Source organism: Acidovorax sp. GW835-FHT14B10 (assembly GCF_058793725.1).
This window is the reverse complement of record NZ_JBXAGC010000070.1, coordinates 208-2,043: the sequence shown is the minus strand read 5'-3', so window position 1 is coordinate 2,043 and position 1,836 is coordinate 208. Positions and strand designations below refer to the sequence as shown.

At 57.6% G+C, this 1,836-nt stretch carries 1 pseudogene; it reads left to right on the top strand.

Annotated features, from left to right (window positions below):
- The first annotated feature begins 447 nt into the window (after positions 1 to 447).
- Positions 448 to 1,482: pseudogene (locus AC1Q5S_RS22230) on the top strand (IS110 family RNA-guided transposase).
- Positions 1,483 to 1,836 lie beyond the last annotated feature (354 nt).

Here is a 1,836-nt window from a genome sequence, read left to right as displayed (position 1 = left end):
ACCCCTATCCCCGATCAGTTCAGGTGGGGGAGTTTGAGGTGGCCATAGGCGGGGGAATTTGGGTGGCCATCGGGGGCGATAGTTTCAACCAAGGTGTGATCCGCTTTTGTTTTGCTAAAAACGATGCAACCCTGCGTGAAGCAATTACACGTTTGCGAAAACTCTGAGAAGCATCCCTTTCAAGCGTAAAAAAGCCGAGTAAACGTGGGCTAAGAGCTACACGGAACGAGGGCAAGGTCACTCCGCCTAGTTGGCGGGATGGCAACCGTCCAACTTCTGGGGGTCAGTTCATTCCCGGAGATGGCATGGTCCGCCCACCTCTGCCACTGCTGCCGACGTGCGGTCATCATCCCGTAGAGCCGGAGTAGATGTCGCAAGTTCAGTTGCAAAGTGCCAGAGTGGTAGCTCTTGCAACCACTGATCCTGGAGGCCGCCATGCAATCAACTCTGAATCTGCCCGTCATTGGTCTGGATTTGGCGAAGTCGGTGTTCCAACTGCACATCGTTGATGTGGAGTCAGGCGAGATCCAGCGACGCCAAATCAAACGCGCCAAACTCACGGAATTCTTCGCCAAATGCAACCGCAGCCTGGTGGCGATGGAAGCTTGCGGGTCATCGCATTACTGGGCCAGGACGATCCGGGCGCTGGGACATGACGTCAAGCTGTTGCCGGCCCAGCATGTCAAAGCCTTCTTGCTGCGTGACAAGAACGACGCGATGGATGCACAGGCGATCTGGGTGGCGGCACAGCAGCCGCACATCTTGCCGGTCCCCGTGAAATCGGAGCGCCAGCAAGCTTGTCTGGCACTGCATGGCATGCGCCGTCAAATGATGAAGATGCGCATCATGCAAACCAATGCCCTGCGAGGCATCCTGGCCGAGTTCGGCATTGCCATGCCCGTGGGGCACAACCAGTTGCTCAAGATGATCCAGGCCGAAATCGCTGAGGCCCAGGAGAAGGGTCACCTGCCTGCCGATCTGGTCATCTGCATCCAGGAGCAGCTCAAACGCATCGATGGATTGCAAGATGACATCGACCACATTGGCCAGCGGCTGGGCGCCATGATTCGAGAGGACCGGCAGATGCAGGCCATTCAGCAGATTCCTGGTGTCGGAGACCTGACAGCCTCGGCGCTGGTGGCGGCGGTCGGGGACTTCTGCACATTCAAATCCGCGCGGCAGTTCGCCTCATGGGTAGGGTTGGTTCCTCGTCACGTGGGCACCGGCGGCAAGACGCAGCAGTTGGGCATCTCCAAGCGCGGAGACACTTACTTGCGAACCTTGTTGATCGCCGGCGCCAGGGCCGTGATTGCCCGATCCGGAAAATCTGACTGGATTGAACGGTTGCTGTAGCGGCGACATTACAACGTCGTGGTGGTGGCGTTGGCCAACAAGATGGCGCGCACCGCGTCGGCGGTTCTAGCCAGGGGCATGGCCTTCGATCGGACCCGTTGGAATCCGCTTGAGACGGTGACTGCCTGATCCGTCAGCGCGGCGCGCCTCAGACCTATAACACCGATTTGAAGGAGAACCTGCAAAAAGCGTAGTGATGGAATGACGGTCAAACCGGGTTGGGAAAGTCCGATGAATCGCCAGTACCTTGAGTACATCCCGGAGTACATCCCGGAGATAGGAACCCCAGCCGCGAATAGCCATCATGGGCAGCAGCAATCACTGCACCAACAGCCCGGATGTAAGGCAGCAAACCCTTCAGACCATCACAACGTAAAAAGCTTGCTCTCCTTGGGCGGACCATGTAGGGCAGCAGCAATCACTGCACCAACAGCCCGGATGTAAGGCAGCAAACCCTTCAGACCATCACAACGTAAAAAGCTT